Below are 22,723 nucleotides of genomic sequence, written 5' to 3'. Positions count from 1 at the left end.
TATATAGAAGAAACGAGTAATCCTACTCATTTCTTCTTGGCTATATTTCAACAAATCTTACTTCCCTATCACTTTCTCATAATACATATTTTCATTTCTACTAAAAAACCTTATACTTATTCTACATCTGAAAAATAAGATATAGAAAATCCGACTTTTTATAAATATATTGAATTTTTACGAAATGTAAATGATTTGTAATGTTTTTTTTCGCTAAATTTCATTATAATAAGTGGATATGAGTGTCGTATTTCAATCCAAATGAAGGAGTACAGGAAATGGAGCAAAACCCATCTTTGCAAGAAAATACACGCAGTAAACCGAAAAAAAGTAAGAAAAAAATAAAAATTATTATAAGCGTTATACTATTCTTTTTAATAGTAGGTGGCGGTTATACTTGGTTTTTAGTAAATAAAGCATCTTCTGCTGTTCGAAATGCCGCACATGATTTAGCGCGCGGTGATAAATCTAATTTACGTGATAAAGCTGTAAAACCTATCACAAATAACGTCTCTGTCTTAATCATGGGTGTTGATGAAAGCGATGTCCGTGGGAAAGAATATGGTGAAGCTATAAGAACGGATGCACTATTACTTGCAACGTTTAATAAAGATAGCAAAACTGTAAAACTATTAAGTATTCCACGAGATACATATACTTATATTCCTGTGGAAAAGAAAAAAGATAAAATTACACACGCTCATGCATACGGTTCCACTAAAAATGGAAAAGATGGTGGACCACAAGCAAGTATTGACGCAGTTGAAAAATTACTAAATGTTCCTGTTGATTACTTTGTAAAGTTTAACTTCAAATCATTTATGAAAATTGTCGATGATTTAGGCGGTATTGAAGTCGATGTACCAGTTGAATTTACTGAACAAGATAGTAATGATAATGCTGAAGCGATTCACCTGAAAAAAGGTGTGCAAACGCTAAATAGTGAAGAAGCTCTTGCTCTTGCTAGAACGCGCCACATCGATAGTGATGCAATGCGTGGGCAACGTCAACAACTCGTTATTGAAGCAATTCTACACAAACTAACAAGCGTTGGCTCTGTAACAAAAGTTGGTAACATTATTGATGATATTAACGGGCAATTTGTTACAAACTTAACATTTGATGATATGCTTTCATTCTATAAGTACGGATCGGATTCGGAAATTGAGAAATTACAAATTCAAGGTGACGACTGCTATATGGAAAAAGGTGACGATACATGTAGCAAATCCGCTGGTGGCGGCCGAACGTATTACTACAATCCAGATAAAAAAGAATTAGCAAAAGTTACAAACGATCTTCGTGCTCATCTTGGATTACCCGCATATACAAAAACAGAATCGGATTCAAAGAAAACAAGCACAGAAAAAACAAAAGAATCTAAGTCTGAAAATTCAAGTGAACGCGAATCAAGTAACAATGAAGAAAAAAATAGCAGTGAAGACACAGAAACATCATCTAACGACAATGAATAAAAAAGAAGCAGTTCTCTATGGAGGTAGAGTACTGCTTCTTTTTATTTATCCGAAACTAAAAATCAGAACTTTCTAACTATCTTTTTTAATATTTTTAAATTATAATAAATAGTAGCAATCTATTCCAATTATCAGGGGGCTCATACATATGAAAGCTGCAGTAAAACATAACATCTCAGATTTTAAAGACTACTTAAAGTCAAACGATATATTCATGGAAGAAAATATAGATGAAAATGATGGTTCTGTTCATTTTTCAGTAGGATTAGAGACAGAGGCTGGCGCAAAAATTCAACTTATCGCTGCTTTCCAAAACGAACATCCTACTGTAGATATATACTGCTTCAATGTTGCTCACGTACCGGATGCAACAGCAACAAATGATATTTTGCACGTTATCAATGAATTAAACACATCTTATCGATTTGCAAAATTCACATTAAACAAGCAAAATGCAATTGATATTTCAGCATCACTTGCATTCTCAGAACCAAACTTTAATCCAGCACTTGTCTTTGAACATACGAGAATGCTATATAAATTAGCAAATGACGAATATAAAAACTTAATGAAAGTTATTTGGGCATAAATAAAAGGATGGGCTGCAAGCAGCACCATCCTTTTATTTCGATATCATATCAATCCACATCTTAACAGCAGTGCCTACAATTAAAATTGATAACATATATTGCAATGCTTTTTGATTGATCATCTTCCCAACTCGCGCTCCAAGTGGCGCAGCAAAGATACTTGCAATCGCAATAATGAAAGCTGGAATTACGACCACTTGCCCAGTTATCACTTTTCCAGTCGTAATCCCTACTGAGGAAATAAACGTAATAGCGATAGATGTCGCTATTGTTGTACGTATCGGCAATTTTAAAATAACTAGCATAATCGGAACTAATAAAAAAGAACCTCCAGCACCTATAATGCCTGATGCTCCTCCTACAATAAACGCTAACAAACTTGCTAACCATTTATTATATTTCACTTTATCACCATTATTTCGCTTCGGTATGAACATCATAATAGCAGCAATTGTTGCTAATGCCGCATAAACAATATTGACCGTATGTTCCTCTAATACGTTAGCACCAAAACTCCCTATGAAACTTCCTATTAAAATACTAGCTCCCATATACACAACTAGCGTTTTATCCATATCATTACTTTTCCGATAAGCCCATGCACCTGCAAAAGTTGCAAAGAATACTTGCACCGCTGTAATACCACTCACTTCATGTGACGTATAACCAGTAAATCCTAGCAATACCGGAATGTATAGGATCATCGGATAATTAATAATCGCACCGCCAATTCCAACCATTCCTGATATAAACGATCCTATAAACCCAATTATAAAAAGTAATACGACTAAACTCACCTTATATCCCCCGCCTTCTAAAAAGAAGGTGATTTAAATGAATAAGTTTACATTCCCATCCGAAGCATCTGCTAAATAAGCTCCTACTCCTGCAAACTCTACCCCTTCCATAATCTCTTCCTCTTTTAACCCTAATAAATCTACCGTCATTTGACAAGCTACAAGTTTAATTCCCTGTTCTTTCGCCAAATCCATTAAATCTGGTAAAGGCATCGCATTTTGTTTTTTCATAATACCTTTAATCATTTTTGGTCCCATACCGGCAAAATTCATTTTGGATAATCCCATCTTATCCACACCACGCGGCATCATTTTTCCAAATACTTTTTCTATGAAAGTTTTCTTCACCTTCACATGTTCATCTTTCCTTAAAGCATTTAATCCCCAAAAAGTATGAAAAATAGTTACCTCTTGATCATACGCCGCTGCACCATTTGCAATTATATAAGCAGCCATCGCTTTATCATAATCTCCGCTAAATAAAACAATTGTTGTTTTCTTCTGTTGTTCCATGTTGTTCTCCCTCCAATTACCTATAGGGGTATTCATTTATTTATAAAAAGGCTCAAATCACTTACTTCATATGACTTTACCTTCCCACGCTAACATACCACCTACCATATTGATTGCTCTAAAACCGTAGCTCTCTAAAAACTGAACTGCTCGTGCACTTCTTCCGCCAGAGCGACAAACGATAATATACTCTTTCTTTTTATCCAACTCATGCATTCGAAATTCCAATAATCCTAGTGGAATATTACACGCTTCTGAGATTTTCCCCTCGGCGACTTCTTCTACTTCACGTACGTCTACGATATTTACTGCTTCTTTACGTAACAATTTTTCTTCTAATTCTTTTACTGTCATTTCTTTCATTTCAAATTCCCTCCTCACAAACCATTCATACCACCTGAAACATTGATAACGTGCTGGAATCCTAATTTCTTTAGTACTTTTGCCGCTTGCTTACTTCTCATCCCGCTCTGACAAATAACGATTATTTCCTGATTTTTATCTAACTGGCTTGCCTTACTCGCTAACTCATTTAGCGGGATATTTTTGAATCCTTTCATATGATTTCCTCTATATTCACCTACTGTGCGAACATCGATAAATTGTTTCCCCTTTTTCCCCGCTATACTCTTTAATTCTTTCCCACTTATATTTTGAACACCTTTTACCGGTAAAAAACGTGAAATAACAAACACTGCAGCCAGTACAATGAAAAGCGTACTTAATATTGTTTTCATATAACCAACCCCTCTACATTTATAAACGTGCTACGCCTTCTTAATCCAGAATTTCAGCACATCAGCTTCTTCTACATGCTTTACAATGTCATGACCACCTTTATTTGCCCACGCTGGAATATCCTTAACTGACCCTTTATCCGTTACATGTACTTCTAACACTTCTCCAGTTTGCAAAGTATCCATCGCTTTCTTCGTTCTTACAATCGGCATTGGACATGCTAAACCTTTCGCATCTAATACTTGTTTTACATTCATCGTCGATTCCTCCATTTTTTATTTGTTTATTTCATTATTCATGCACTGCACAACGATTTGGACCAATCTCCATTTCACGCTCTTCATCCGCACTCGGATGGATTTTACCCATATTCGTTTGACGAATTTCTTCGTAAGCATTCGGCTGAGGTGGTAAATTCTCTGTTACAACTTTACGAAACTCTCCCACATCCTCAATGTTTAGCCCTGTATTATACGCAAATAAATCTTTTAGCTTTGCGCTCACAACACCATGCTCATCCATTTCACTTATTTTTGAATAATGAGCTGGTAACACAATTAATTGTTGAGATAGTACTTTATATCGGTCATATAGAGTTTCTCGTAAATCACTCACCCAATCTTCAGCCTTTCCAGCAAGATCTGGACGCCCGATTGAATCTACAAATAAAATATCGCCTGATAATAAATAGGAATCATCTATAATAAATGATGTACTTCCAATCGTATGCCCCGGTGAGTATAATGCGTCAATTTCAATTGTGGTACCCCCCACCGTAATAACAGACCCTTCAACAAGCGGTTTATATGAGAAAACAACTTCCTCCGCATCTTTCGGCGGTAACCAATACGTGCCACCTACGCTTTCAGCTAACTTACGTCCTCCAGAAATATGGTCTGCATGCAAATGTGTATCCATTACATTCGTAATCGTAACGCCATGCTCTTTCGCAAACTCTTCATATGCTTCAACAGTTCTTACCGCATCAATAACTGCTGCTTCTCCGTTTGAAACGACCATATAAGATAAACAGCCTTTTCCAAGGCGGTTAAATTGATATATACTTCCTCCGCCCTGTACATCTCCTACTTTTAGCGGTTTCACATACTCACTCCAAGCTTTCATACCGCCAGCTAAATAAAAAACATTTTGGAAGCCAGCCTCCAACAATTGCTCAGCAACAAAAAGTGAAGAACCTTCTTTTGCACATACGACTAATATTTCTTTCTCCCTCGGCAATTCACTTGCAATATGATCTACACCATCTAATAAATCAAAATACGGTTTATTTATAGAAGAAATTTGTTTCCCTTCAATTTTCCAATCTTCATAATCCGGCTCATTACGAACATCTAAAATGAACAACTCTCCGAATAAAACTTTCTCTGCAACATCTTTTGCATATAACGGTTTAATGCTCATCTAATTACCCCCATAGGTATATTTTTATTTAAAAAAATTTTATTTTTCCACATTCCCTTGCCACTCTAACATACCTGGAATGACATTTTTCACATTTGCATACCCTTTCTCTTTCAACATGTGGCAAGCTACATCACTACGGTTACCGGTTCGGCAAACAACATAAATTTGCTTCGTCTGATCTAATGCTGCACTGCCCAGTTCTCCTAACGGAACTGAAATAGCCGATGGAATATGACCAAAAGCAAATTCAGCCGCTTCACGAACATCTAATACAATGCACTCTTCACCACTTAATAATATCTCTTGCAATTCCGCATTTGTAATTGTTTGAGGATAATTCACTACTTCATTCACTTCATGCTCATGTGCTTTTCTAACGTAATGCATCAATAGATCGCCTTCTTGTTTCGTCCCGATATATTGATGACCTACTTTACTCGCCCAACTTTGTATATCTACAGTAGACCCTTTATCTGTTGCCTGAACTTCAATCACTTGCCCTGATGTCAAACCTTCCATCGCCTTCTTCGTCTTCACAATCGGCATCGGGCAAGCCAAACCTTTACAATCTAAACTCATATCCACTTTTATACTCATAGTCGATTCCTCCATAATTTATATACATATACCTGTAGGGGTATAATAAAGTGTTTTTGAAAATCTGTCAACACTTATGTTTGACAGATTATCGGCTTTTTACAAGTAATTGAACCGCTTCTTTAATTAACTCTTCATTTGAACCATTACCGCTTTCAAACTGCTCACGTAAACATTGCTCTAAATTTGTTCCCACAACAAGTCCAATTGTACGATCAAGTGCAGAACGAGATGCCGTTAACTGTGTAATAACCTCTCGGCAATCTTTTCCTTCTTCCATCATACGAAGTACACCACGAACTTGCCCTTCAATACGTTTCAATCTATTTTTCATATCTTGATTGTATTCCAATGCAACCCACCTCCGTATTTATAACTATATTATACATTACTTTGTAACTTTGTATAATATCATATACCCTTAAGGGTATATTGTAAAGCGTTTTGTTTTTTTGAACCTTACTAACGTATAGTAAAAATGCAAAAGCCACTGATCCTATTGGCTTTTGCACTTCTCAACTACACTGCATTATTATTTCTTATAAACTCTTTGTAAAACTATAATCTATTTCTCCACCTAGTGCTGCAGCTGTATCACCAGTTTCTCTAAAATCATGTGTATATATTTTTTCAAATGAACCGAAATCTACTTGCTTATAAAATTCAAAACAAGGGAATCCATCATGCTCTCCTTGAATATCAATAACTCCATCCTTTTTCACACATACCTGTAATACATAATCTACAGGAGGTGCATATATATTTAACGGATTACTTGCGCTCGCACTCATTTTAAATTGCACACTATCAGGATTCCATACGATATTCGTACACACAATATTTTCAGTACTCGCTTTTCCTGTTCTTTTATTCACAGAACCATCTGGATTCGTAACCTTCTCTGTCGTAATACCCGTATTCGCATATGAAAACACTTCTTCTTTATAAAAATCAACTACTACCTCTTGCTCAACTCTAGAGCGCATAGTATTTACCGCATGTGGTGTAAATTCGCGTGAATCACCTTCGAATTGAATTATTTTTCCTGTTTCCATATCCTTCTTCGGTTCTGTCCAAGACATTGGAATAAATACGTTAGCTCTAATTTTTACGATATTAACCATATGAAACCTCCGTTAACTCTATTTATATAAATTATTATTTGTACTATACAGGATATAGTCAATTTGATTGACTATATCCTGTATAGTACAATAGGTTTCGCATGTAGTCAACTTAATTGACTACAATCATGGAGGTTATATACATGAATCATCAAACATTTAACGAACTAGACCTTGCTTCACTTTTATCATTATCTTTCAGTACATTAATTACTGAACTGCATGACAGATTAATTGAATTGGGATTTGAAGATATTAGGCCAGCACATGGTTTTATGTTTAAACGTATCCTTCCTAATGGAGCAACAGGTATAGAATTAGCTGAGTATTTAGGGATTTCTAAGCAAGCTGTAAGCAAAATGATCGATTCTCTTGAAAACAGTGGTTATGTCACGCGCAAAAAGCATCCTACTGATAAAAGAGGCAAAATCATTATTTTAACCGAACGTGGTTTAGCCGTAATGAAAGCAAAAGAAGAAATAGTAGCTGAAATAGAACAACGATGGATTGCAAACATAGGTGCCGAACGAATGCAAATGCTTAAAGAGGATTTAACAACATTCGTTACTAAAGAAAATACAGGGAAATTAGCATCGAGCACACGACCTGTTTGGTAAACAAAAACTCTATATAATAAAAAGAACGGACAAGAAATTCTATGTCCGTTCTTTTCATCACACATACTTCCGATGCACCATCTTCCCATCATAAGAAAACACAACGCCCTTACTCTCCACAATGGACTCCATATGCACTGTTCTTCCCCATAACTGATGAAGGTATGGCAGTACTTTTTCTAAGTATTTTAAATCGAGCTCGATTCCTTCGTAACTATGTTTAATGTACAATTCTCCGTTCTTTAAGTAGTCTCCATCTTCTACTACTAAGTACGGGAAGCCACCATTTGTACGCATATTGACGAGCTGATCACGCACCTGTTCCCACTCTTTATCAATTACTTTATATTCTTTACCTTGGCGCTGGAATAAGTACATATCTTCTCTCATTACGAGATCCTTATTTAAATAGTTTCTTAAGAACGATACGTCCCATTCAATTTCTCGTACTTCAAACATTTTCTCACGACCAGATCCTGGTTTTACGCCGCGCCTTTTCATTTCTTCTGTCGGATTGTTGTAGCGCTCTTCGATATCTTCAAACATTTTAATACCAAGGTAGTATGGGTTAATACTTGTTTTAGATGGTTGAACGACACCTGCATTAAGCTTTGCGAATTCAATCGCTTCAGAAGATGTTAAGTCCATTTCACGGAGTATGCGTTGATGCCAGTACGAAGCCCAACCTTCGTTCATGATCTTCGTTTCAAGCTGCGGCCAGAAATATAGCATTTCCTCGCGCATCATCGTTAATATGTCTCGCTGCCAATCTTCTAGCTCACGGCTATATTCTTCAATAAAGAGGAGTAAATCTTTCTCTGGTTGCGGCGGAATTTTCTTCTTTTTACGTACATTAGAACGTTCCCTCTTTTTATTGCGATCATCTAAATTCCATAAATCATCGTATTGTGATGCCTTTTTCTTTTCTACTTCTTCCTCTTCCAAGTCATCCATACTCCAAGCCAGTTTCGGGCGCATAAGCGACGGATCAATATGTTCTTGAATGGCAAGTATGGCATCCAAAAATGTTTCGACTTCTGCCTTTCCGTACTTATGCTCATATGCTTTCACGCGATCAGCCGTTGCCGCCATACTCTCCACCATATCTCGTTTCGTATTAGAGAAGCGAATATTATTTTTAAAGAAATCACAGTGTGCTAAAACGTGCGCTACAATTAATTTATTTTGAATTAACGAGTTCGTATCTAATAAAAAGGCATAACATGGATCAGAGTTAATAACGAGTTCGTATATTTTACTAAGACCTAAATCGTATTGTAATTTCATTCTGAAAAACTGTTTTCCAAAACTCCAATGTGAAAACCGCGTCGGCATCCCATATGCACCAAATGTATAAATAATTTCCGCTGGACATATTTCATAACGCATCGGATAAAAATCAAGCCCAAATCCAGTCGCAATTTCCGTAATTTCCGCAATCGCATATTGCAGTGCTTTATCGTCACTTGCTCTCATTATTTTCCCTCCTTACACTTTCCCTTAAGAAAGTGTATGATTGGAAACAAGCTTTCATGAGGATTGATTGCATAATAAAAAGACATCCTCATAAAAACGAGAATGTCTTATCTATTACCCTTCAATAATCTCCATCTTCTCCGTAATCGGTGTACGAGCTTTTCCTTCTGGCGCTTTATCGAAATAGCCAAGGTGAAGAATTCCAACGATGCGTTGACCTCTTGTTAAACCAAGTCCTTCTATAAATAATGGATTGTAGTTTAATCCGCCTGATTTCCAAACACAACCTAATCCACGTTCCCAAGCAAGCAGTTGGAAGTTTTGCATAAATGCACATGTTGCAGCGTAATCTTCATCACGTTGAATTTGACGAGGGTCCTCATTTATATATACAACGATTTGTGCTGGCGTGCTTAAGAAACGATCTGATAAAATTTTACCGCGTTTCGCTCTTTCTTCTTCTGTGAAAGAGTTTAATACTGCGTCGACCAATTTCTGACGGCCTTCTCCAATGTATAATTTACAATTCCATGGTTCACGGTGTTTATGATTCGGTGCCCACGTTGCGTCGTTTAATAGTTCAATTAATAACTCTTTATCTACTGCTTTATCTGTAAATGTACGAACAGAACGTCTTTCTTTAATCACATTTGCGATGGAAGTATATGTAGTCATATTTTTCTCTCCCTTATTTTATCTATATGTATAAGTTTGTTATTGATATTGATTTTCAATTTCGATTATACCCTAGTTTTTTACTATTAATCAATGTTTTATGTTGGAAAACTTCTAAAAACGTCATTTCATACTTGTGAATAAAAAAACTTGATTTGTTCACAAGTATTTCACATTTTATGGAAATGATATGCGTACAGTTTTCCACATTATCCATCTAGGAGGAGTTTATATGTACAAAAAAATCGCAGTAAGTATGACCATGGTAACATTATTATTCGGGGCAATCGTCTTCCCTACTTTCGCTGCCACGCCAAAAGAAGTAACATTGCACCATCATAAGCCTATTTCAGAAGAAGAAATGCAGTCATTCGAAAAACTTGGCTATAACAAACATGAAATTTGGAAAGCTGCTCATATTGCAAGAATGAGTAAAAAAGAAATAAAAGACGTTTTAGCTTACTATAAACAAAATAAATCTTGGGAGAAAACAGCCGAGCATTTCGGTGTAGATCCAAGTAAGTTGAAAAAGCATCATATGAATAAAGAAACAAAGCAAGCACTGCTACAACATTTAGCAACTATGCAAAAATCCACACCGGATCAGCTAAAGCAAAAAATGAAGGAATATAATATCGGCTTGCGTCAGCTCACGGTATTAACAATCATTTCTCAAAAAAGTAATACCCCTCTTGATGATGTGCTAAAAATGAAAAAAGATGGAATGGACATTAAACAAATTGCTGAAAAACTAAATGTAAAAAAAGAAGATATAAGAGCGGAAATGATGAAATTAGTGAAGTCTATTAAAGAAAAGAAAACAAATTAACATGCCAAAAAGGAAGAGATTTTCAATACTCTTCCTTTTCTTTATGAACTTTCAATTTTCAAGTATAAATTCCCGTCTTTCCCAAAAACTAACACAAGTAAATGATATATGTCAGGGGGTGTGAAAATGTTTCGTGTAACATCAAAAAAGAAAAAACAAACAGTCTGTTCTATTCCAGAATTTATCCATACTATGAAAGAATCAAGCGATTTTTCTTCTTATAACGTCATAGAAGATGGGACATTATGTTTGTTTTATTATAAATCTACAGTTGAATCACTTATTATTAATCGGTTCATTTTAACACCTATCAAAAAAGAATTAGATCGCATTCAAAATATAAGTGACATAGCTAATATTGTCACACTTGAAGAGATTATCACCAATCCTTCTATTGATGATATCCGTGAAAAACTATTAGGTGGCTATGTACTTTTACAGTTAAAAATTGATTCTCAAACAGCCGAATATGCACTTATTCGCGCTGAAAGTTTAGCTTTAGGTACACGATTATATAACGACACAGAAAATGAATATAGTGTCATCGGTCCCAAAATTGGATTCGTTGAGAATATTGATACGAATATACATTTACTTCGCCGAAGCATTGTAACAGAGCAATTAATTTTCAAGGAGCTTTCCGTTGGCTCTATCTCAAAAACAAAAATTATAGTCGCTTATATGGCGGATATTACAAATGAACAGCATGTGAATACTGCAGTGCAACGCCTGCAAGATATTGACTTTGATTTTCCATTCGATGCAACTATGATTGAACAGTTAATTAGCGATAATAGCAACTCCCCCTTCCCTGTTTTACTACCTACAGAGCGTTTAGATCGCTCCGTTTATTCATTATTGAATGGAGGAGTTGTCATTTTAACAGACGGTTCACCGTACGCATTAGCTGGACCAGCGACATTACTCGATTTCTTCGTCTCTCCAGAAGATTATTATTTGCCATGGATAGCAGGCTCATTCCTTAGAATGGTTCGTTTTTTCGGAGCTGCATTCTCTCTATTTTCATCAGCTATTTATACAGCTGTCTTAACGTATCACTATCAAATGATTCCTGCGGATTTACTTGGACCAATTATTTATTCCAGAGCCAATGTACCATTTCCACCTGTTTTGGAAGCACTTTTTTTAGAAATTACGATTGAACTACTGCGCGAGGCCGGAGCTCGTTTACCGACTAAAGTCGGCCAAACGATCGGTATTGTTGGAGGTATTGTAATTGGGCAAGCATCTGTTGAAGCCGCTTTAACGAGTACCATTTTATTAATTGCGGTTGCGTTGTCTGCACTCGCTTCTTTTACAACACCAACCGTCAAAATGTCTTCTACTATTCGAATATTACGCTTCCCTCTTATCATTTTAGCTGGAGCATTTGGTGGTGTCGGCCTCATCGTCGGATTTGTATTTATATTAGCTCATTTAATTCGCTTAAAATCACTTGGATCACCTTATTTATTACCTTTATATCCATTTCGCGGGTTAGGTACAGCTGAAGGGCTCTTCCGCCTTCCATTTAGTCAAACTGCAGGACGGGCTTCTGTTCTAAGACCGAAAAAGAAATGGCGCTATGATCCAAACAAAGCGAAAGAAAAACATGATGGTGAGGAACAATGAAAAATATTTTATTATGCTTTTCCATTATCATTTTAATTTTTCAATCTGGTTGTACAGAAACAAATATAGTTGATACACAGCGAATGATTCACGTAAGCGGATTCGACATAACGAAAGATAAAAAATTTCGCGGGACGATTTTATATCCCGACTACACAAAAGGTGTTCAATCCAAACCAGAAACTCAATCCACTCATGCAGGGACAATTGAAACAATATCCTCTCTTCTAAACGCCAAATCACCACATACTATCGCCGTAGGACAAATGCGTGTTGTCCTATTCGGAAAATCATTTGGCGAACGCGGAGTAGGAAGTATTATCAATAACTTACAACGTGACCCTAACATAGGGCGTGATGTGCAACTAGCACTTGTGGACGGCTCAACTGAACAACTACTCAAACATATAAAAACAAATGGATCGCTATATTTATCTGATTTACTGGAGCAAAATATTGAAACCGAAACGATTCCGCGAACAGCTTTAAATATTTTTTTATATAACTATTATTCATCAGGATGCGATCCCTTTCTTCCATATATTAAAGTGGATGAAGACAAGTCTGCTTCTATTAAGGGACTTGCTTTTTTAAAAAAAGATAAAGTGGCTATGTATACGGATAAAACAGGATCTTTTTTGTTTAAATTACTCATTAATCCAACGAAAAATGGACGTTACGAAGTTCCAATACGTCAAGGTAAAAATAAAGGCTTAATCGCAACCCAAAACTTATCTGGAAAGAGTGTTTGTTCCCTTTCCGACGCCGGTGACATTCCGAAAGTTCACATTCGACTGAAACTAAATGGACTCATAAAAAATGCCCCTGACTGGCTTGATTTATCAAAGAGCGAAAATGTAACTTATGTCAAAAAACATGTAGAAAAAACACTTGAAAAACATTTAAACGAATTAATAAAACAATTCCAAGAAAAAGAAATCGATCCGATCGGTATACAAGAAGAAATTCGTAGTCACTCAAGAAAATGGAGCATGAAACAAATTCAAGACATGTACCCTAACGTAGACGTTGCTGTTAATGTGAAGATTAATGTCGTACAATCTGGTATCGGAGAATAGTGAGGTGCTATCATGACTGGACAAGATAAAACACATACTGTTTCCCCTTATTTCACATTCTTTCTACTACACTCGCTTCAAGTCGGAGTAGGTGTATTAGGATACCAAAGGATTATTGCGCAATTTGCCGGTTATGATTCTTGGATTTCCCTTATCGTTGCCGGCATTGTAACTCATATCATATTATTTTGCATGCTTAAAATGTTAGAAAAAGATAATGATTTAATGGATATTCATACGACATGTTTCGGAAAGTGGATTGGAACATTTTTTTCTGTATGCTTCGCCGCATACCTTCTATTATTTTGTCTTACTGTTCTTCGTACATATATTGAAGTTATTCAAGTTTGGGTCTTTCCCACAATTAAACCGTGGAAATTAACTTTATTATTTTTACTTGTAGCTTATTACGTAATTAGAGGCGGCTTTCGCTCTGTAACAGGAATATGTTTTTGGGGCGTTGTCATACCGATTTTCGTCCTATTCTTCTTAGTTTTCCCAATGAAATATGCGCATGTCCGTAACATTTTCCCAATTCTAACTCATTCACCTTTAGACATTTTAACTGCAGCGAAAGCATCTGCATTAGAATTTCTCGGATTTGAAGCAATTCTTATTTTTTATCCATTTATTAGAAAAGGAAAATCATTAAATAAATGGGCGCATGGTGGTATTGCTTTTACAACGCTCCTGTACGTAATATTAGCCATCGTTTCCCTTATGTACTATAGCCAAGGACAACTACACCATACAATTTGGCCAACATTAACGATGCTAAAAATTATTAAAATCCCTTTTATCCAAAGGTTCGAGTACATTATTATTTTCTTATGGTATCTTATTATTTTACCGAATATTTGTTTGACAATTTGGTCTTCCTGTCGCATTAGTAAAAAATCTTTTCACATACCATTTAAAATTACACTACCATTTTTTATCGCAGCTATCTTTATTTCGTCCTTATTTTTTACAAACCGTGAAAGTATCAACACATTAAATACGGTACTATCTCAAGCTGGTTTATATATTGTATACGCTTATATCCCAATTTTATTTCTATTTCATTCACTACGATGGCGCTTCAAAAATCAGTCGAAAAAATCTTCAACCGATACACCATAATCTCTGATACAATTTGATTAATACATTTGTAAAGGGGACAAGCGTATGAAGAAATATGTATTTTCTTTACTTGCAGTACTGAGTTTAATTCTTGCTGGTTGCGGAGCTACTAGTACAAACGAAAAAAAATCATCTGAATCAAAAGAAGAGCATGACCACGCATCGCATACTCAGCAAGCTGACATTCAAGAAAAAACAAAAGGAGTCGACGCACTTCCTACCTTCTTAGACAAACTTGATCCACAAATGAAAGATATCTACACTGTCGCTGGACAAAATGCAGAACTATTAGATTGGATTCCATGTTACTGCGGTTGTGGTGAGAGTGTAGGACATAAAAATAATAAAAACTGCTTTATTCGTGAAATTAAAAAGAATGGTGAAGTTGTTTGGGATTCCCACGCAACGACTTGTGTCAATTGCCTAGAAATTGCAGTTGAATCTGCTTCCATGAAACAAAAAGGAAAATCAACGCTGGAAATTCGCAACTATATTGACAATAAGTATAAGGAAGGATATGGAAAACCAACACCTACACCAATGCCAAAAGCTTAAAAACGAGGAAAACACCTCGTTTTTTTCTTTTCATTCACTTTTTTTCTTAACAAATTCTTTCAAGTGTATTTCTCCTTGCTTGTCACACACTATATATAACTCCTCAGTAAGGAGGGTACACAGTGCAAACATATAACGACTATGATAAAGCTCTCTATTACACGTATTGCTGTAATTGGGATAAATTACTCGTTCTTATGGTTCAAACGAACGATCAATTATTTTCTAAGCGTATTGAACATTTTTTACACGCTTATCAATACAGTAAAGAACTACCAGAAGTTGATAAACAATTGCAGCTCCTATTTCAATATATTGACCATGCATCCCAAAAGTCACATATAGATGAAGTAGAGCAAATTCAAATGTAAAATATAGCGCTATTCTCTTTATGAGAATAGCGCTTTTTTAAAATGTTTATATCAATAAAAGTTTCCTCTTATAAAACTTTTATTGATAAACATATTTTTTCTTTCTTTTCTGTAGCACTTCATACTATAATTTAGTATGTAACTATTATAAGAGAGGTATAAAATATGGGACGAGAAAAAAAGCAAGAATATGCTTTACTTACCGCATGGGGAGCTTCTTTTGTCGCTACACTAGGAAGTCTGTATTTTTCCGAAATCATGAAATTTGAGCCTTGTGTACTTTGTTGGTATCAACGTATTGTTATGTACCCATTCGTTTTATGGCTTGGCATCGCTGTAGCAAAGAAAGATTATCGCATCGCCAGTTATTCTTTACCAATTGCAAGTGTTGGTGCTTGTATTTCTTTATATCACTATGCCATTCAAAAAGTCGCAGCATTTTCAGCTGCTGGAGCAGCTTGCGGGCGTGTACCTTGCACCGGAGAATTCATAAACTGGTTTGGCTTTATTACAATCCCGTTTTTAGCACTTATCGGCTTTATTACAATCGCGGTTTGTAGCTTTATTGTCATCAAAAACAAATAAGGAGATGGAAGAATGAAAAAAATGCTTATATTTGGCGGTATTATTATCGCCTTGTTTGCAGCAATTTTCGCTGTCACACAAATGGAAGAAAAAAATGCTACTAGCCAAAAAATTGATAATGCTACTGGTAGTACAACAAATGGTCCTGACTACTATACAAACAAAATCTCTCTTGCAGATCTTCAAAAGAATTTAAAAGAGAAAAAAGAAGAAACAGTATACTTTTATCAAACATCTTGTGTTCATTGCCAAAAGCTATCTCCTGTCGTAGTACCGATGGCTAAAGACTTGAACGTTGATATGAAAGTTATGGATATTGAAAAACTAGATGTTCCTTGGGATGAATATAAAATTAAAGGAACTCCAACAATCATTCATTTCAAAGATGGCAAAGAAGTAAGCCGTATTAGTGGTGAACAACCGGAAGACAAATTAAAAGAATGGCTTGAGCAAACGAAAAAATAACGAGAAAAGGAAACTCCTTCTACACATGAAAGGGGGCGTAAAATCCCAAACTAATGTATAAGGAGGGGGTTTTATGCCAGAAGTGAAATGCTCTGTTTCCAATTGCTCATTTTGGGGACAAGGTAACTTTTGTCAAGCAACTGCAATCGTTGTTCAACCAGATACACAAGAAACTGGTTCGAATACAAACGATTCATATACAGGCGCAGTTTTAACAAACGAGACGCTAGAAAGTTCTGTAACAACGAGTGTAGAAACTTGTTGTCATACATTTAAGCCAAAATATTAAACATAAAAAGCATACGATTACTCGTATGCTTTTTTACATTCCTCTCCAAAAATCATGCATGATAAAAAAGTACAAAATAACGAGAACAACTGTCCCACATAAGGTAATGCGCCGGTATATACTCTTCTCTCCTTCTCTTGCTTTCACAAATGCCCAAATAAATCCGAAGAATAATATTAAATCAACATATGGAACATAAAAAGAAAAGACGAGAAATGCATACAAATACACGATAAATAAACAGGTCGTTACTAAGAAAATTTTAAAAGCGAATTCACTTTTCATAATGTAACCGTCCCCCCTATCTGTACTGTATTATATTCAGCAAAATCCAATAGTTGCAGTTAAACTCAAAGTAGAAATAAGCTACCGTCTATAATACGATAGCCATTACGGAACATTATATTTCCGTTTATATATATTACTTAAAGCCGAAGAAGGAATTTGCTCATAGCGAATTCTTTCTCCTGTTTCATCCACTATATACAAATTGTTTCCTATATAATATATTCCATCTTTTCGTTTCGAGTACACCTTAAATCTTTCATTCGGCAATACCGTTTTCACTTTCGTTAACTGCCCATTTGGTTCTTGCCAATATATATCCACGCGGTCTACTAACGTAAGCATTCCAATTTGCTCTTCTTCTACTTTACGACCATTCCAGCTCACAACCCGGTAACCAAGCTTATTCGCTTCATATTCGGGGCTCGTATGAAAACGAGAAATGATTACTTTCGTCTGCAATTGTACTCGGTCGTATAACCACTGTATATCCCTGTCATGCATGCGAATACAACCATTTGATTCCCTACTACCAATTGTCCCTTCTCGATTTGTCCCGTGAATTGCATATTCATTTTTATCTAATCCAAGCCACCTCGTACCAAGGGGATTATTTGGTGCACCACCAGGTATTTTTTTTCGATGGTATTCTTTATTTTTATATTTATTTATAATACAAAAATTACCTTCAGGCGTAGGTGTACGATCTCTTCCAGTCGTTACAGGGAATGTTTTTGTATAATTTCCATTTTCAAAAAAAGACAACTGATTTGTCGTAAGGTTCACTAATATTAAATGATCTGTATCAGCAAAAGCACTAACCGGCAGGATGAAAAATAGGATTACGATAAACAATACTTTCTTCATCTAAATCCTCCCTAGCACTAATATCATAATAAATGCAATTAGCTTTACTTTGCTCTTATCGATGAAAACTATCCATTTACAATAACGCCCCCATTTACATGTATCATTTGTCCAGTAACATAGGATGAATCGCCAGATGCTAAGTATACGTATGCTGGCGCTAATTCATATGGTTGACCAGGTCTTTGCATCGGGACATTACTCCCAAACTGAGAAACTTTCTTCTCATCAAAACTCGATGGGATAAGTGGCGTCCAAATTGGTCCCGGCGCAACACCATTTACACGAATCCCTTTTTGCACTAACGATTGAGAAAGTGACCTTGTAAAAGCTACAATTGCTCCTTTCGTTGCGGAATAATCAATTAACGTTTCATTTCCTTCATACGCAACGATAGACGCCGTATTTATAATGACATCCCCTTGCTTGAAATGAGAAAGTGCTGCTTTCGTAACGTGAAAATAAGAAAAAATATTAATACGAAAAGTTTTTTCTAACTGTTCTGCTGTAATATATTCTAACCCTTGCTGCGGATATTGCTGAGCAACGTTATTCACCAAAATATTTAAACTACCCAGCTGCCGGACAGTCTCTTCTACAATATCTTTACAATGTTGTTCATCGCTTAAATCTCCCGGTAACAATACACACTTTACACCTTCTTTTTCAACATACTGCTTCGTCTCATTTGCATCTCCCTCTTCATCTAAATAAGCAATCGCAATATTTGCTCCCTCTTTTGCAAAAGCAATGGAAACAGCTCGTCCAATTCCACTATCTCCACCTGTAATTAATACATTCTTTCCTTTTAACTTTTCGCTACCTTTATAATTCGGATCTTCAAACTGCGGAAGTGGATCCATTAACGATTCAATACCAGGTTGTTTATTTTGATGTTGCGCTGGCATTGTTACAAAGTTTTTTTGCTGCGGCATATCTTCATTCAACTCCTTTTCCTTATAATGCACACAATAAAAAACTGCAATTCACACGTACTTTTACGATTAACATTCGAATTTAAGACACAAAATATGAATTGTTGTAAACTTTTTATGCAAAACTATTGCAAAATAGTTAAAAAACGAATATTATATATAACTGTTGTGGAAATTATTCGTAAACAGAAAGGATGTTTATATGTTTAACCTTTCAAAACATAAAACTTCTATTAAAACTGAAATTATGGCAGGTATTATTACCTTCTTAACAATGGCATATATCATTGTCGTAAACCCTGTAATCCTTGGGGATGCAGGAGTTCCATTTGAACAAGCATTTACAGCAACAATTATCGCTGCTGTTGTTGGAACATTATTTATGGCGATCTTTACAAACTTACCAATCGCAATTGCACCAGGTATGGGATTAAATGCTTACTTCTCTTATTCTGTTGTAAAAGCTCATGAAGGCATGACTTTCGCAATTGCATTCTCTGCTGTATTCGTAGCAGGTATGATTTTAATTTTGTTATCATTCACTTCTTTCCGTACAAAATTAATGGAAGCAATTCCTGAAAACTTAAAGCATGCAATTACTGCTGGTATCGGTCTTTTCATTGCCTTTATCGGTTTACGCTTAACAGGTATCGTTACAAAAAATGAAGCAAACTTAGTTGGGCTTGGTGATCTTCACTCTGCTCCAGTACTACTAGCATTAGCTGGACTTGGGATTACAATTGTCCTTATGTCTTTAAATGTAAATGGCGCACTATTTATCGGAATGCTATTAACTGGTATTATCGCTTACTTCACAGGACAATTATCGTTCTCAAACGGCGTTACATCAATGCCTGGATTACCAGAAGGAATCATCGTTTCAAATCCAATTACTGCTGTATCTGATGTAATTAACTACGGATTGTACGGCGTTGTATTTTCATTCTTCCTTGTTACATTATTCGATACAACAGGTACATTACTTGGCGTTGCTCAACAAGGTGGCTTTATGAAAGATGGAAAGCTTCCAAAAGCTGGACGAGCTCTTCTATCTGACTCATTCTCAGCAACAATCGGTTCTATGTTTGGAACAACACCATCAACAGCTTACATCGAATCATCTGCTGGTGTTGCAGCTGGTGGTCGTACTGGTTTAACAACTGTTACAGTAGCTGTTCTATTCGCACTAGCAGCATTCTTCGGACCATTAGTAAGTGCCGTTTCTGGTGTATCAGCTATTACTGCACCATCATTAATTATCGTTGGTAGTCTTATGATGGGCTCAGTTCGCCATATCGATTGGGACGCATTTGATGAAGCATTCCCAGCATTCTTAGTAATCTTAAGCATGCCACTTACATCAAGTATCGCAACAGGTATCGCACTTGGATTTATTTCATACCCACTTATGAAAGTGGCAAAAGGTAAATTCCGTTCTGTTCACCCACTTGTGTATGTATTCGGAATCTTGTTCGCTTATCAATTGATTTTCTTACCACATTAAAATCCCTCTTCCTGAGGGATTTTTTTATACATAAAAAACTAGAGCATCGAAATTCGATGCTCTAGTTTCCTTTTGCAACAATCAAACGAACTACTTTCAATGCAAGAAGTAAAAGACCGTTCACAATCGCTGCAATCCCTAAAAAGACCGCTATCATCAGCTCTCCCATTCCGTTATTCAATACAAACATAACAGAAGAAATGACAGCCAAAATAAACAATATTAACGTTGGTATATATTTAATAACAGGCTTCTTATATGATTTTTTTGAAAGAAGAAACGTAATTACTAATGTCATAATGATCACAAAATATACTGCAAATAAGAAAATCATACGAAAGCCTCCACTATTCCTAAACTATGAAAAAGATAAAAGAATTTAAAAATTATTAATATTTTTCATTCACCTGTAATTCTTTACTATACTTTTGAATAAAAATTGATGAAATAACCATTACCATCCCTACACTAAAACCAATAAGCTGATCTAGTAGCATTTCATCATGAATGAACCAGCGTAGTAAAAATACGCCACCAAAAATAAACATCATAGTAAATCCAGTATGTCTAAGCCCTTTATATACATTTTCCATATGTATCACCTCTCTACATACTTTTATCCATATTATACCATGACACTAGAAGTGTATAACCGTTATTCGACATTCAAACCAATAATAAAAAAGACTGCAGAGAAATTCTTCTCCACAGCCTAATACTTATTTTTGTAAAAACGACTGTAAATCTGCAAACTGTCTCTTTGCATCTTCATAGCCTTGCTCATATAGATTTTGTAGTTTTGCTGTATCTTTTTCCATACGATCTACTTGAAGCAGCACTTCTGGGCGAATAACAAATAAATTCCCGGCTTGTTCTTCTTTTTCAATGTAGTGAAGTGTTTCATTATACACTTCATATCGATTTAGCATCGTGTTAACAAGGTTCGGATATTTTTTATACGCTTTGGCTGCCACCCATCCAAACTTTGACTTTTTCTTCGCATAACCATGATTTCTCGTCAAAATAACGACTGATTTTTTAAACCCATCTTCCTGTGCTTTACGAACTGGAATTGGATCAGAAATCCCGCCATCTAATAACTGCTTACCACGATAATCTACTACAGGTGCAATGAAAGGTAATGAACTAGATGCTTGTAATAAATTTAATGCATCATCATTCGTTCCCTCTTTTTCGAAATAAATAGACTTTCCTGTTTCACAATCCGTCGTCCCTACAAGGAAACGCTCTGGGCTATTAAAGTATGTTTCAAAGTCAAATGGGACATGTTTTTCTGGAATTTCATGAAAAATGAAATCCATATCAAATAACTGGCGTTTTCTCCATAAATTTTTATACGATAAATATTGCGGGTGTGATGCATAATCAATATTTACTGTTTTATTTCTATTTCTTTGTCTGGAAAGATACGACGCTGCATGACAAGCACCAGCTGATACACCAATTACATATGGAAAATATAAATCTTGTTCCATAAAATATTCTAATATCCCGCCCGTATATACACCACGCATACCGCCGCCTTCTAATACTAATCCCGTATTTTCAAGCATGTTATTCTCTCCTCTTTATATATTGACTCTTTAATTATTCACTATGTTAAGTATCTTCCTCTATTATATATGAGTTTTTTTAGAAATTATATTCAAAAGGCTTGAAATAAAGGAGTTTTTTCTTCCAATTATATTTCCAAATGTTTGGAGACATCCTTTATAAACCTTTGAATAAAATCTTGCTCTTCTTCCGTATATCCATCTAACAGTAGCAGCCACTTTTCTTCAGCTTGTTTATGCAGTTTATCATGAGCTTTATATATTTCATTTCCGCTTTCCGTTAAGCGGAAGAATATTTCTTTTTGATTATCTAATATTTGCATCTTCTCAACGAATTGCTTTTGAAACAACTTTGTACAAATTTTAGAAATTGCACCCTTCGTCATTCCCATTTCTGTCGTAATAGCAGTTACATTCATCAAACCATTTTTCCCGATACACTCAATCACATGTAACTCAGATAAAGACATACCACTTATACCTGTCTCACGAAGAAATTTCTCATTTTGCCCTTTCAAATGTTCTTCTTTTTTATGCAAAAGTGTACGAATGTCCGAAAGTATTTCCATTTGTTTCATTGTACGTTCCAATCCGTTCGCCCCCT

At 35.6% G+C, this 22,723-nt stretch carries 31 protein-coding genes; 13 read left to right on the top strand and 18 right to left on the bottom strand.

Annotated elements, in window-relative coordinates; genetic code table 11:
* Nucleotides 1-278 precede the first annotated feature (278 nt).
* Nucleotides 279-1,475, top strand: a complete 1,197-nt coding sequence (locus ACTFOB_RS07115) for an LCP family protein (protein WP_440028377.1) — start codon at nucleotides 279-281, stop codon at nucleotides 1,473-1,475.
* 148 nt (nucleotides 1,476-1,623) lie between these two features.
* The gene (locus ACTFOB_RS07110; RefSeq protein WP_076535726.1) at nucleotides 1,624-2,064 is read left to right on the top strand and encodes a hypothetical protein; all 441 of its coding nucleotides are present in this window, start codon (nucleotides 1,624-1,626) and stop codon (nucleotides 2,062-2,064) included.
* A gap of 33 nt (nucleotides 2,065-2,097) precedes the next feature.
* Here the strand turns inward: ACTFOB_RS07110 and ACTFOB_RS07105 are convergent, their stop codons facing one another.
* The 9 genes from ACTFOB_RS07105 to ACTFOB_RS07065 all read right to left on the bottom strand — a co-directional run bounded on the left by ACTFOB_RS07105 (nucleotide 2,098) and on the right by ACTFOB_RS07065 (nucleotide 7,259).
* Nucleotides 2,098-2,862, bottom strand: a complete 765-nt coding sequence (locus ACTFOB_RS07105) for a sulfite exporter TauE/SafE family protein (protein WP_440028374.1) — start codon at nucleotides 2,860-2,862, stop codon at nucleotides 2,098-2,100.
* A 33-nt stretch (nucleotides 2,863-2,895) separates the two neighbouring features.
* Nucleotides 2,896-3,375, bottom strand: coding sequence for a DsrE/DsrF/DrsH-like family protein (locus ACTFOB_RS07100; protein ID WP_151631581.1), 480 nt, complete (start codon nucleotides 3,373-3,375; stop codon nucleotides 2,896-2,898).
* A gap of 66 nt (nucleotides 3,376-3,441) precedes the next feature.
* Nucleotides 3,442-3,738, bottom strand: a complete 297-nt coding sequence (locus ACTFOB_RS07095; protein WP_440028371.1) for a rhodanese-like domain-containing protein — start codon at nucleotides 3,736-3,738, stop codon at nucleotides 3,442-3,444.
* Nucleotides 3,739-3,752: 14 nt separating this feature from the next.
* Entirely contained in the window at nucleotides 3,753-4,112 is a 360-nt protein-coding gene (locus ACTFOB_RS07090) for a rhodanese-like domain-containing protein (protein WP_440028368.1), read from the bottom strand.
* Between the two features lie 30 nt (nucleotides 4,113-4,142).
* Complete coding sequence (locus ACTFOB_RS07085; protein WP_001101361.1) at nucleotides 4,143-4,370, bottom strand: sulfurtransferase TusA family protein; 228 nt, start codon at nucleotides 4,368-4,370, stop codon at nucleotides 4,143-4,145.
* A 34-nt stretch (nucleotides 4,371-4,404) separates the two neighbouring features.
* Complete coding sequence (locus ACTFOB_RS07080; protein ID WP_440028364.1) at nucleotides 4,405-5,535, bottom strand: MBL fold metallo-hydrolase; 1,131 nt, start codon at nucleotides 5,533-5,535, stop codon at nucleotides 4,405-4,407.
* 39 nt (nucleotides 5,536-5,574) lie between these two features.
* Nucleotides 5,575-6,135, bottom strand: a complete 561-nt coding sequence (locus ACTFOB_RS07075) for a sulfurtransferase TusA family protein (RefSeq protein ID WP_151631586.1) — start codon at nucleotides 6,133-6,135, stop codon at nucleotides 5,575-5,577.
* Between the two features lie 88 nt (nucleotides 6,136-6,223).
* Complete coding sequence (locus tag ACTFOB_RS07070) at nucleotides 6,224-6,487, bottom strand: metal-sensitive transcriptional regulator (RefSeq protein WP_000456206.1); 264 nt, start codon at nucleotides 6,485-6,487, stop codon at nucleotides 6,224-6,226.
* A gap of 187 nt (nucleotides 6,488-6,674) precedes the next feature.
* Nucleotides 6,675-7,259 (bottom strand): DUF3238 domain-containing protein, encoded by a 585-nt coding sequence (locus ACTFOB_RS07065; RefSeq protein WP_440028361.1) that lies wholly within the window; start codon nucleotides 7,257-7,259, stop codon nucleotides 6,675-6,677.
* A gap of 143 nt (nucleotides 7,260-7,402) precedes the next feature.
* Here ACTFOB_RS07065 and ACTFOB_RS07060 point away from each other — a divergent pair, with 143 nt between their 5' ends.
* Nucleotides 7,403-7,876: a MarR family winged helix-turn-helix transcriptional regulator gene (locus tag ACTFOB_RS07060; RefSeq protein WP_440028358.1), complete on the top strand. Its 474-nt coding sequence runs from the start codon at nucleotides 7,403-7,405 to the stop codon at nucleotides 7,874-7,876.
* Nucleotides 7,877-7,933: 57 nt separating this feature from the next.
* On the opposite strand, the gene spoVR is transcribed toward ACTFOB_RS07060, so the two are convergent.
* Nucleotides 7,934-9,352 (bottom strand): stage V sporulation protein SpoVR, encoded by a 1,419-nt coding sequence (gene spoVR / locus ACTFOB_RS07055; RefSeq protein ID WP_440028355.1) that lies wholly within the window; start codon nucleotides 9,350-9,352, stop codon nucleotides 7,934-7,936.
* A gap of 114 nt (nucleotides 9,353-9,466) precedes the next feature.
* Nucleotides 9,467-10,027, bottom strand: a complete 561-nt coding sequence (locus tag ACTFOB_RS07050; protein WP_000214810.1) for a nitroreductase family protein — start codon at nucleotides 10,025-10,027, stop codon at nucleotides 9,467-9,469.
* A gap of 232 nt (nucleotides 10,028-10,259) precedes the next feature.
* Between ACTFOB_RS07050 and ACTFOB_RS07045 the strand changes: the two genes are divergently transcribed.
* The 9 genes from ACTFOB_RS07045 to ACTFOB_RS07005 all read left to right on the top strand — a co-directional run bounded on the left by ACTFOB_RS07045 (nucleotide 10,260) and on the right by ACTFOB_RS07005 (nucleotide 16,954).
* Nucleotides 10,260-10,856, top strand: a complete 597-nt coding sequence (locus ACTFOB_RS07045) for a hypothetical protein (protein ID WP_440028353.1) — start codon at nucleotides 10,260-10,262, stop codon at nucleotides 10,854-10,856.
* A 126-nt stretch (nucleotides 10,857-10,982) separates the two neighbouring features.
* On the top strand, nucleotides 10,983-12,488 hold the full coding sequence (locus tag ACTFOB_RS07040) for a spore germination protein (RefSeq protein WP_440028350.1): 1,506 nt from the start codon (nucleotides 10,983-10,985) through the stop codon (nucleotides 12,486-12,488).
* Nucleotides 12,485-13,567, top strand: a complete 1,083-nt coding sequence (gene gerYC / locus ACTFOB_RS07035) for a spore germination protein GerYC (RefSeq protein WP_440028348.1) — start codon at nucleotides 12,485-12,487, stop codon at nucleotides 13,565-13,567. The genes ACTFOB_RS07040 and gerYC overlap by 4 nt, the downstream gene beginning before the upstream one ends.
* A 12-nt stretch (nucleotides 13,568-13,579) precedes the next feature.
* The gene (locus ACTFOB_RS07030) at nucleotides 13,580-14,689 is read left to right on the top strand and encodes a GerAB/ArcD/ProY family transporter (protein WP_440028345.1); all 1,110 of its coding nucleotides are present in this window, start codon (nucleotides 13,580-13,582) and stop codon (nucleotides 14,687-14,689) included.
* A 45-nt stretch (nucleotides 14,690-14,734) separates the two neighbouring features.
* Entirely contained in the window at nucleotides 14,735-15,244 is a 510-nt protein-coding gene (locus tag ACTFOB_RS07025) for a PCYCGC domain-containing protein (protein ID WP_440028342.1), read from the top strand.
* Between the two features lie 122 nt (nucleotides 15,245-15,366).
* Complete coding sequence (locus tag ACTFOB_RS07020) at nucleotides 15,367-15,615, top strand: YhdB family protein (RefSeq protein ID WP_048526289.1); 249 nt, start codon at nucleotides 15,367-15,369, stop codon at nucleotides 15,613-15,615.
* Between the two features lie 165 nt (nucleotides 15,616-15,780).
* The gene (locus tag ACTFOB_RS07015) at nucleotides 15,781-16,200 is read left to right on the top strand and encodes a disulfide formation protein C (RefSeq protein ID WP_440028340.1); all 420 of its coding nucleotides are present in this window, start codon (nucleotides 15,781-15,783) and stop codon (nucleotides 16,198-16,200) included.
* A gap of 12 nt (nucleotides 16,201-16,212) precedes the next feature.
* Entirely contained in the window at nucleotides 16,213-16,665 is a 453-nt protein-coding gene (locus tag ACTFOB_RS07010; RefSeq protein WP_440028337.1) for a thioredoxin family protein, read from the top strand.
* A gap of 73 nt (nucleotides 16,666-16,738) precedes the next feature.
* Nucleotides 16,739-16,954: a DUF1540 domain-containing protein gene (locus tag ACTFOB_RS07005; protein ID WP_440028334.1), complete on the top strand. Its 216-nt coding sequence runs from the start codon at nucleotides 16,739-16,741 to the stop codon at nucleotides 16,952-16,954.
* Between the two features lie 33 nt (nucleotides 16,955-16,987).
* Here the strand turns inward: ACTFOB_RS07005 and ACTFOB_RS07000 are convergent, their stop codons facing one another.
* The 3 genes from ACTFOB_RS07000 to ACTFOB_RS06990 form a co-directional block, all read right to left on the bottom strand.
* Nucleotides 16,988-17,239, bottom strand: coding sequence for a hypothetical protein (locus tag ACTFOB_RS07000; protein WP_000834190.1), 252 nt, complete (start codon nucleotides 17,237-17,239; stop codon nucleotides 16,988-16,990).
* A 105-nt stretch (nucleotides 17,240-17,344) separates the two neighbouring features.
* Nucleotides 17,345-18,106, bottom strand: coding sequence for a L,D-transpeptidase (locus tag ACTFOB_RS06995; protein WP_440028330.1), 762 nt, complete (start codon nucleotides 18,104-18,106; stop codon nucleotides 17,345-17,347).
* 68 nt (nucleotides 18,107-18,174) lie between these two features.
* Nucleotides 18,175-19,041: an SDR family oxidoreductase gene (locus ACTFOB_RS06990; RefSeq protein ID WP_440028328.1), complete on the bottom strand. Its 867-nt coding sequence runs from the start codon at nucleotides 19,039-19,041 to the stop codon at nucleotides 18,175-18,177.
* 202 nt (nucleotides 19,042-19,243) lie between these two features.
* Here ACTFOB_RS06990 and ACTFOB_RS06985 point away from each other — a divergent pair, with 202 nt between their 5' ends.
* Nucleotides 19,244-20,545, top strand: a complete 1,302-nt coding sequence (locus ACTFOB_RS06985; RefSeq protein ID WP_097890211.1) for an NCS2 family permease — start codon at nucleotides 19,244-19,246, stop codon at nucleotides 20,543-20,545.
* Nucleotides 20,546-20,606: 61 nt separating this feature from the next.
* Here the strand turns inward: ACTFOB_RS06985 and ACTFOB_RS06980 are convergent, their stop codons facing one another.
* From ACTFOB_RS06980 to ACTFOB_RS06965, 4 genes are all read right to left on the bottom strand, one after another.
* Nucleotides 20,607-20,879: a sugar ABC transporter ATPase gene (locus tag ACTFOB_RS06980; protein WP_440028326.1), complete on the bottom strand. Its 273-nt coding sequence runs from the start codon at nucleotides 20,877-20,879 to the stop codon at nucleotides 20,607-20,609.
* A 55-nt stretch (nucleotides 20,880-20,934) separates the two neighbouring features.
* On the bottom strand, nucleotides 20,935-21,138 hold the full coding sequence (locus ACTFOB_RS06975) for a hypothetical protein (RefSeq protein WP_440028324.1): 204 nt from the start codon (nucleotides 21,136-21,138) through the stop codon (nucleotides 20,935-20,937).
* A 126-nt stretch (nucleotides 21,139-21,264) separates the two neighbouring features.
* Nucleotides 21,265-22,119: a patatin-like phospholipase family protein gene (locus ACTFOB_RS06970; RefSeq protein WP_151631606.1), complete on the bottom strand. Its 855-nt coding sequence runs from the start codon at nucleotides 22,117-22,119 to the stop codon at nucleotides 21,265-21,267.
* A gap of 128 nt (nucleotides 22,120-22,247) precedes the next feature.
* Nucleotides 22,248-22,697 carry a MarR family transcriptional regulator gene (locus tag ACTFOB_RS06965; RefSeq protein WP_440028545.1) on the bottom strand — a complete coding sequence of 150 codons (450 nt, stop codon included), beginning with the start codon at nucleotides 22,695-22,697 and terminating at the stop codon, nucleotides 22,248-22,250.
* Nucleotides 22,698-22,723 lie beyond the last annotated feature (26 nt).

Source organism: Bacillus cereus group sp. MYBK79-1 (assembly GCF_051915365.1).
Taxonomy (GTDB): domain Bacteria; phylum Bacillota; class Bacilli; order Bacillales; family Bacillaceae_G; genus Bacillus_A.
Note: the sequence above shows the minus strand (reverse complement) of the source record. Positions and strands in the feature narration are given on the sequence as shown.